This window comes from Mycobacteroides franklinii (assembly GCF_002013895.1).
Taxonomy (GTDB): domain Bacteria; phylum Actinomycetota; class Actinomycetes; order Mycobacteriales; family Mycobacteriaceae; genus Mycobacterium; species Mycobacterium franklinii.
In genome coordinates this window covers 1-8,144 of record NZ_MAFQ01000029.1, presented here as the reverse complement: position 1 = coordinate 8,144, position 8,144 = coordinate 1, and the positions used below count along the sequence as shown (strand labels likewise).

Annotated in this window: 7 protein-coding genes and 1 pseudogene; 6 read left to right on the top strand and 2 right to left on the bottom strand. The window is 66.6% G+C overall.

The features are described 5' to 3' along the window. The first annotated feature begins 81 nt into the window (after positions 1–81). From B4393_RS27000 to eccE, 4 genes are all read left to right on the top strand, one after another. Positions 82–945 carry an ESX secretion-associated protein EspG gene (locus B4393_RS27000; RefSeq protein ID WP_078336698.1) on the top strand — a complete coding sequence of 288 codons (864 nt, stop codon included), beginning with the start codon at positions 82–84 and terminating at the stop codon, positions 943–945. Positions 946–1,011: 66 nt separating this feature from the next. Then, a complete protein-coding gene (gene eccD / locus B4393_RS26995) occupies positions 1,012–2,400 on the top strand; it encodes a type VII secretion integral membrane protein EccD (RefSeq protein ID WP_078336697.1) in 1,389 nt (462 codons plus the stop codon). Then, positions 2,397–3,755 (top strand): type VII secretion-associated serine protease mycosin, encoded by a 1,359-nt coding sequence (gene mycP / locus B4393_RS26990; protein ID WP_078336696.1) that lies wholly within the window; start codon positions 2,397–2,399, stop codon positions 3,753–3,755. Before eccD ends, mycP begins: the two co-directional genes overlap by 4 nt. Then, positions 3,752–4,750, top strand: a complete 999-nt coding sequence (eccE, locus tag B4393_RS26985) for a type VII secretion protein EccE (RefSeq protein WP_078336695.1) — start codon at positions 3,752–3,754, stop codon at positions 4,748–4,750. Before mycP ends, eccE begins: the two co-directional genes overlap by 4 nt. A gap of 25 nt (positions 4,751–4,775) precedes the next feature. Here eccE and B4393_RS26980 read toward each other — a convergent pair. Then, positions 4,776–5,122, bottom strand: a pseudogene (locus tag B4393_RS26980) (tryptophan-rich sensory protein). A gap of 10 nt (positions 5,123–5,132) precedes the next feature. Between B4393_RS26980 and B4393_RS26975 the strand changes: the two are divergent. Continuing rightward, positions 5,133–6,983 carry a CocE/NonD family hydrolase gene (locus B4393_RS26975; protein ID WP_078336694.1) on the top strand — a complete coding sequence of 617 codons (1,851 nt, stop codon included), beginning with the start codon at positions 5,133–5,135 and terminating at the stop codon, positions 6,981–6,983. Positions 6,984–7,006: 23 nt separating this feature from the next. Here B4393_RS26975 and B4393_RS26970 read toward each other — a convergent pair whose 3' ends face one another. Then, positions 7,007–7,441, bottom strand: a complete 435-nt coding sequence (locus B4393_RS26970) for a pyridoxamine 5'-phosphate oxidase family protein (protein ID WP_078336693.1) — start codon at positions 7,439–7,441, stop codon at positions 7,007–7,009. A 68-nt stretch (positions 7,442–7,509) separates the two neighbouring features. On the opposite strand from B4393_RS26970, the gene B4393_RS26965 reads away from it, so the two are divergent. Continuing rightward, positions 7,510–8,144, top strand: a 635-nt coding sequence (locus tag B4393_RS26965) for an SCO6745 family protein (RefSeq protein ID WP_078336692.1), incomplete at its 3' end; no start/stop codon positions are given.

Genomic DNA, 8,144 nt, shown 5'->3' with positions numbered 1-8,144 from the left:
CTCCATGAACGCCCGCGACATGGCCGAAGGAGCCAAGTGGGGCGCTTAGACGCCCAGGGAACCGTGGTTCCCGATGCTGGGATGAACCAGGCCACCCGGTCGCCGGATGCTGTCGAGCTGACGGTTGACCAGGCCTGGTTCCTCGCAGACATGTTGAGCGCCGGCACCTTTCCCTGGGTACTGGCGATCACCGTCCCCTTCCGGGATGAAGCACAGCGCGCGGGGTTCAACGCTCAGCGCGTTCAGGAACTCACCCGGGCCGGTGTTCTCGGCGCGGACGGCACAGTGGATCCCGCGGTGGCGGGATGGATCCGCACCGTCTGTCGCCCGGACCGTTGGCTCGAACTGCGCTATGTCGCGGCAGGTTCGGAGAACCCGGACGTGATGCGCGGAATCATCGCGAAGAGGCAATCGCAAGGCCGTACACACACCGTGGTATCCCTGCGCAACGCGCATCTGATCACCTTCACCGTGGTCGACGCCGACGACTCGTCGGCGCTCGTTCCCAGTGTGGTGGCTGGATTGCGATGGCGTGCACCGGCGCGCTTCCCCGAGTTCACTCTGCCCACGCACGTGGGCGCCAAAGCCGACGAGCAACTGCGTGCCGGCGCCTCGCTTGCCGATGTCATGGGATATCTGGGCGTCCCACCCGCCGCACAGGATGTGGTGGAATCGGCGTTCATCGGAAATCGGAACTACGTCGAAGTGGTTGCCGGACAACGCGATAATGCAACACAACAGACCTCCGAGGTAGGCATCAGCGTGGTCGATACCAGCGCAGGGCGGATCCTCGTCAGCCCGCACCGCGCCGGTGACGGCACCTGGCTGTCCACCTTCGCGCCCGGAACCCCGTTCGCGATCGCAGTGGCCGTCGAGCAGTTGACGGCCACGCTCCCGAACGGGCACTGGTTCCCCGATGCCCGACTGACCCGAGACTTCGACTGATGCTTTCCCTGTAGTTAGTTCCCCCATTGAGCCCCACCCCCTATCGAGAGAGTCAAACGAAACACCATGTCTGACAACGCCGTGATGCCCATCGTCCGGGTAGCCGTGCTCGGTGACGAAAAGCTGACAGAAGTCGCTTTGCCGACACAGCTGCCGATGCGCGACATCATTCCCGCGGTTCACCGCATGGTGGCCCCCGACGCCACCGAGGCAACGACGCCGCAACGGCTGAGCCTGGCGCCGGTGAATGGCGCGCCGTTCAGTGCCGACGCAACCCTGGACACCGTAGGAGTCGTCGACGGCGACCTGCTGACGCTGCGCCCGACCCCTGTCGGACCCGCCGCGCCCGGCATCGTCGAGGACATTGCGGATGCGGCGGTCATCTTCTCCGAATCACGCAAGCGCCCGTGGGGCACCGAGCACATCGCCCGCGTCGGCCGCGTGGGTGTTCTCGGATTGATCGTGGCGGCAACAGTTCTGGCCATCGTGCACAATGTGCGCACCGCGTCGTCGTTGAGCCTCGCCGGCCTGGCAGTGGTAGCCATCGCCACCGCGATCGGCGCGTTGGTGGCACATGTGCGCTCCCCCCGTCTGGGCGCGGAGTTGGCGGTCACCGCGCTGGCACCGATTGCCGGCGCTCTCGCCCTGGCAGTACCGGGAGGTGGACTGGCACCACGCGTTCTGCTTGGCGCCGCCGGAGTGGCGGCGTGGTCGCTGATCTACCTGATCGTGGCGCGGCAGCTGATCGCCTTCTTCACCGCGACCACCGTGCTCTCCGTTGGCATCGCGGCTGCGGCGGGCGCCCAGATCCTGTGGCACCCCTCCGTGTTCGTCCTGGGCTGCGGGCTGATCATCGTGGCATTGCTGGTCACCGTGCGCGCCGCGCAACTGTCGGCCTTCGCCGCACGCTTCCCGCTGCCGACGATTCCCGCACCCGGCGACGCAACCCCCTCCGCTCCGGCAATGTCGGTCCTCAAGGATCTGCCGCGACGTGTCCAGTTGAGTGACTCGCACCAGAGTGGATTCATCGCGGGCGCTTCGCTTTTGGCCATCCTGGGATCGCTTGCAGTGGTGGGTGGATCTGCTCCGGTAAGCCCGTGGGCCTGGTACCTGGTGGTCGCGGTCAGCGCAGGCGCGGCTCTGCGCGCCCGGGTATGGGATTCGGCGGTGTGCAAGGCCTGGCTGCTCGCGGTTCCGTTCCTGGTGACGACCACACTGCTGGCGATCTTCGCCATCGAACAGCGCTACACCGGTGCGCTGGCGGCCCTCGGTGTGCTGGCACTCCTGGTCGCCGCGGTGACAGTCGTCGTCTTCAACCCCAAGATCGGTGAGGCAGAAAGCTACTCGCTGCCCAGCCGACGCCTCCTGGGATTCCTCGCTTCCGGTATCGACGCCTCGTTGTTGCCGGTCATCGCGTACCTCACCGGGCTGTTCACCTGGATTCTCAACCGATGATCCGATTCATGTCGGTGGGCGCCGTTACCGCAATGCTGCTGGCGCTGTCTCCCATGACAGCTCCGGCCGCATACGCGGTGGCGCCTCCAGTGGCTGATCCCGCTGCGCTGCCAAAAGATTCGGCCCCCAGTGCGACCGCGGGCACGCAGTCCGGCGCGTGCAGCACCACGGTGCTGATGCCGGGTACGGGCACGAGCGGAAAGCCGTCCCCGGAGTTCGAGGACGCGTGGCGCTTCTCTCGCGGCGAGGGTCAAAGCGTCGCGATCATCGATACCGGCGTGCAGCCGAGCGCCCGACTACATGTCGAAGGCGGTGGCGACTATGTACAGTCCACCAACGGGCTCACCGACTGCGACGGGCACGGGACCATGGTCGCGGGCATCATCGGCGGCCAGCCCGGCCCTGACGGATTCTCCGGCATCGCACCGGCGGCCAAGCTGATCTCGATCCGCCAGGAGTCGACAAAGTTCTCCCCACGGCTCACCGCAGGCGGCGATCCGACCACCAACGGTGCTGCCCAGTACGTGAATACCTTGGCCCGGTCGATCGTGCACGCCGCGAACCTCGGGGCACGCGTGATCAATATTTCCTCGGCCGAGTGCGTTCCCGTCGCCAAGCCCATCGACCAGGCAGCACTCGGTGCGGCACTGCGGTATGCCGTCACCGAGAAGGATGCGGTCGTCATCGCCGCCGCGGGCAACACCAACGGCGGCAGCGCCAACTGCCAGCAGAACCCGTTCTCCGGTTCTGGCGCCGATCCCAGGAATTGGTCAGGAGTGGAGTCGGTTTCGTCGCCCTCCTGGTGGCAGCCATACGTGCTGTCGGTGGGTTCGGTGGGCATCGACGGCACCCCGTCAAAGTTCACCATGGCCGGCCCCTGGGTGGGTATCGCGGCGAATGGCGAGAACGTGACCTCGCTGTCCAACGACGCCGAGGGCGGGCTTGCCAACGCCATGATCGGCCAGAACGGCAAACCGACGCCCCTCTTCGGGACCAGCTATGCGACGGCCTACGTCTCGGGTGTCGCAGCACTGGTGCGCAGTCGATACCCGGAATTGACTGCCCCGCAAGTTATCTCACGGCTGAAAAGAACGGCTCGTGACGCGGGCCGGTCGCCGTCCAATCTGGTGGGAGCCGGAATCGTAGATCCGGTGGCCGCGCTCACCTGGGAGGTCCCCGCTGACGGGAACGCACCGGGCGGACCCGGCTCCCGCGCGGTCGTCCCGCCGCCCCCGCCCACCCCGGAAAACCCACTTCCCCGGCGGCTCGCCTTCCTGGGCGCCGGTGTATGCCTGATCGCGGTGATCGTCGTCGCCGCACTCAGCGCGCGTCGCAGACAGGAGAGCACTGAGTGAATACGAATGAGAGTAAGAAGTTGAAACTGTATCGCCCCCCGGTGCCATACACGCTGCGCCTGACGCTGGTAGCGACCCTGATCGCCGCCGGTGCCTTTGCGCTCTACCGCCGGGACCCCGCGGACCGCTGGATTGCGATCACCGCTGGGGTGCTGGCGTTGGTTCTGTTGGTGTGGTGGCGCGGTACCTTCCTCACCGACATCCTCGGACGGTTCACGAAGATGCTGGTCCGCAGGTTCTCCGGACGTGCCCCCGCCGACACCGCGCCGATCGTCGCCGTGGGCGTCGACGCGCGCAGCACCGTGGCACTGGAGCTGACGGCGTCTCCCTCCAGCGAGGATGTGCCCGTGGCCCTTCTCGCCGGATATCTGGATCGCTACGGGGTGCGGTGCTCGTCGATCCGTGTCACGACTGCCGATATCAACGGTGCGGCAAGCAAGACCTGGGTCAGTCTGACCCTGAGCGCCGCGGACAACCTCACCGCGCTGCAGGCTCGCTCGCCACGAATCCCCTTGCGCGAGACCGCCGATACGGTAGCCCGTCGACTCTCCGATCACCTGCGCGAACTGGGCTGGCAGGTCAACGCCACCGAGAGCCCGAACACTCCGCTGCCGGCACAGGCCAAGGAAGGGTCGCGCGGCGTCATCGACGATCACGGCTACCTGGCCACCTATCGGGTCACCGTGAACGACGACCTGCCCGAAACACTGGAGAGCATCCGGAATGCCGCGCTGGCCGAGCGCTGGACGGCTCTTGAGCTCACTGGTGACGCCGACGCGCCGCATCTGGCCGTGGTGAGCGCGCTACGTACCGGGGACAAGCCCGCCGCGCACGCTCCGTTGCCCGGACTGACACCGTGCTGGGGCGAGCACCTGCTCGTGCTGCAGGCATTGAACCCACTGTCGCCCAAGGCGTTGGGTCCAGCCGGTACCGCCGTCACCACCGAGTTCCTCGATACCCTCACGCATCGGGACGAAGCGCCGGCGCTGGTCTGATAAACGAGTTAGCGCGGCGGTCCCGCTAGGCGGACACGGCGTTGAGCTGCCAAACCGAGAAGTTCAGGCATGCGGCGAACGCGGTCCACACCAGCTGTATTCCGTAGGCGGCCAGTGCACTCGTCGCTACCGGTGGGCGCGTACGCCATACCAATCAGGCCGCGCGGCATCAGCACGCACAAGACCGTCCCCCACACCGGGCCGAACACCCCACGCGGGAGGAGCGCAGGAGGGTTGTTCGAGCAGACCGTACTTCGCGGCCGCGTTGACGGACGCCAATCCGCCCACCACTGCGGCGATTGCCGCGGCCGCCAGCGAGATACCCAAAGCCGGGGCTCGGTACCCTTTCGGAGTGATCGCAGGTTCGGCCAGACGTCTGGGAATGTTCGCCGCCACGCTGAGCCTCGTCCTCACCGGATGTGGCCACGGCACGGGTTCCACCTCATGGCCCCCCTCCGATGGCCGCGGACCGTGCGCGGTTGCCAAGAAGATCGATGTGCCGGCCACCATGCGCGACGGCACGATCCTGCGGGCCGACATCTACCACCCCAAAGTCAAGGCCCCGGTGCCGGTCATCGTGATGCGCACCCAGTACGGTAAGGACACCGCACAGATCCAGCCGTCGCGATTCCGCACTCCCGATTGGTTCGCCTCGCACTGCTATCTCGTGGTGGTACAAGACATACGTGGTCAGGGCGCCTCGGATGGGGTGTTCACCGAGTTCGACAATGACGGTACCGACGGCTACGACACTGTGGAGTGGGCGGCAGGCCTACCCGGTTCCACCGGCAAGGTGGGCATGTACGGCTCGTCGTATGTCGGTGCGACTCAATGGCTTGCCGCCACCACCACTCCCCCGCACCTGACAACCATCGTCCCCTCCAACACTGCCTCCGACTACTACGACGGATGGACGTACGAGGGCGGCGAGTACCGGCTCGGGTTCGTGCAGCCGTGGGCCATCGGGACGATCGCCACCACCGCGGCAACGAACCGGGGTGATGCCGCGGCCGTCGCTCAACTGCAGGCCGCCGCGACGGAACGCGATCACTGGCTCAATTTCCGTCCCTATCAGGATCTTCCGCCCATGCAACCGGGAAATCCGCAGGTGGCACCGTGGTACTTCGACTGGATTCGGCATTCGACCCGGGACGACTATTGGAAACGCTGGAGCATCCGGGACCGGTATCAGAACGTCAAGATTCCGGTATTGCATTTCCAGGGCTGGTACGACGCGTTCCTGCGGGGAGGGCTGGAGAACTTCGCCGGCATGTCGGCCCGCGGTGGCTCTCCGGAGGCGCGGCAGCATCAGCGCATCGTCATCGGCCCGTGGGATCACCTGGCCTGGGGACGCCAATCATCAAGTCCGTCACCGTTACTGAAGGAAATGGGGCCCGAGGCCAACAGCCCCGTCAACGAACTGCAGCTGGCCTGGTTCGATCACTTCCTCAAGGGCGCCGACAACGGTGTCGCCCCCGAGTCGCCCCGCGTCGACTACTACGTGATGGGCGCCAACCGCTGGAGGAGCGCGCCCGCCTGGCCGTTGCCGCAGACTGATTGGACCGTCTACCACCTCGGCGGCCCCGGCGCGAAGCACAGCGGCACGCTGCGCAACTCGTCCGCGCCGCACGACCCGCCCGACACCTATCTCTACGACCCGGCCAACCCGGTGCCCAGCGCCGGCGGGCACTCCTGCTGCGCCGCCGATTCGGCCCCGGAAGGCCGCTACGACCAGGGCGCCGTGGAACAGCGCCCCGACGTGCTGACGTACACCAGCGAGCCCCTCACCACCGATACCGAGGTCACCGGCCCGATCAGTGTGGACCTGTGGGCGTCGTCGTCGGCCCCTGATACCGACTTCACCGCGAAACTCGTTGTCGTGCAATCCGATGGTGCGGCAGTCAACCTCAACAACGGCATTGTCCGCAGCTCCCTGGCGCAGTCGCTATCGGAGCAGCGGCTCATCCCCGCGGGGCAGCCGCACAAGTACCGCATCGACGTCTGGCCGGTGAGCTACCAGTTCCGCCCGGGCGAGCGCATCCGGCTGGAGATTTCCAGCAGTGACTTCCCGCAGTACGCGCCCAACCCGAACACCGGCGCACCCTTCGGACAGAACGCCGAGCTGCGTACCGCGACGCAGACCATCTTGCACGATGCGGCACACCCCTCGACGCTCACGCTGCCGGTGATACCGGTCGGCGATCCGGGAACCGAGAACTTCCCGATGCCCTGATGACTCCGTGACCAACCGGGGATTTAGCCCCAGTTTTCCGGGCCGCCGAGATCCGCGGAGAGCCAGTGCTCCGGCGAGACATAGACGGCGATCTGCTCGCCGTATCCCTCGGAGTACTTGAGGTACCCGTCCAGCAGTTCCTCCGGGATGTACCGGGCGGCGACCTGCCGATGCTGGTCGTGTTCGAGAGGCACGATCTTGGTCACCGGCCCCTCCACGCTGACGTAGCGCACCGTCGGTTGTTCTCGATCGACCATGAGCGTCACCCGGCCCGCGGCTTCGATCAGCTGATGCTTACGCGAACCCTTGCCCGTCGGAATCCAGAGATCGCCCCCGGCGGTGTAGTGGTACCAGATCGGCACAGTCAGCGGAGCGCGGTCGGCCCCCGCACTCACGGAGATCGCCGCCACATGGGGCTCGGCCAAAAATGCTTGTCGTTCATCCACACTCAATCCCATGGGACAACCCTACGATCACCTGCCGACAAGTGCAGCGGGTTGGAAACAGTGCATGGTTCACTGATTCCATGGCACGTTCAGCAGCCCTGGCCCGTCGCCTCTACGAACGATTCGAACCGGTGCACGGCATCGTCTACTTCGCCCCGGAGGCACGCACCGCTATCGACCAACTCGGCTACCGCGGCTTCTGGCGTGGATACTTCGCCACCCGCTCCGCGCCCCTGGGCAAGGCCGCCCCCCGCGTGGTGGAGGCGATCTTCTACAACTTCGCCCCGTTCCGGGTGGCCACATCGCTCGAGGGTGCCTGGGATACTGCCAGTCCCGAACAGGCCCTGATCGCCCGGCAGTCCGGCGCCGTGGCCGCGCTACGTCGCTACGGCCTCACCGATGACGAAAACCTGCGCACCGCTGCCGAACTACTCGGCAAGGCGGCCCGCGCCGCGTCGGCCTCCGGCCGCCCGCTCTACGCAGCGCTCACCACCCTCGCCTGGCCCGATGAGCCGGTGGCAGCGTTATGGCATGCGGCCACGCTGCTCCGTGAGCAGCGTGGGGATGCTCATGTTGCCGCACTGGTCGCCGCGGGTATCGGTGGCCGTGAGTCAAACGTGTTCCACGTCGCCGCCGGGCGGGCCGGCAAGGACAATATCCTGCGCAGTCGCGACTACGACGATGCCGAGTGGGCGGACATCGAACGGGAACTGAT

Excerpts from the sequence above, each read along its gene's own strand:
- B4393_RS27000 (WP_078336698.1), top strand. The coding sequence starts at position 82 with ATGAACCAGGCCACCCGGTCGCCGGATGCTGTCGAGCTGACGGTTGAC.
- eccD (WP_078336697.1), top strand. The coding sequence starts at position 1,012 with ATGTCTGACAACGCCGTGATGCCCATCGTCCGGGTAGCCGTGCTCGGT.
- mycP (WP_078336696.1), top strand. The coding sequence starts at position 2,397 with ATGATCCGATTCATGTCGGTGGGCGCCGTTACCGCAATGCTGCTGGCG.
- B4393_RS26975 (WP_078336694.1), top strand. The coding sequence starts at position 5,133 with ATGTTCGCCGCCACGCTGAGCCTCGTCCTCACCGGATGTGGCCACGGC.
- B4393_RS26970 (WP_078336693.1), bottom strand. The coding sequence starts at position 7,441 with ATGGGATTGAGTGTGGATGAACGACAAGCATTTTTGGCCGAGCCCCAT.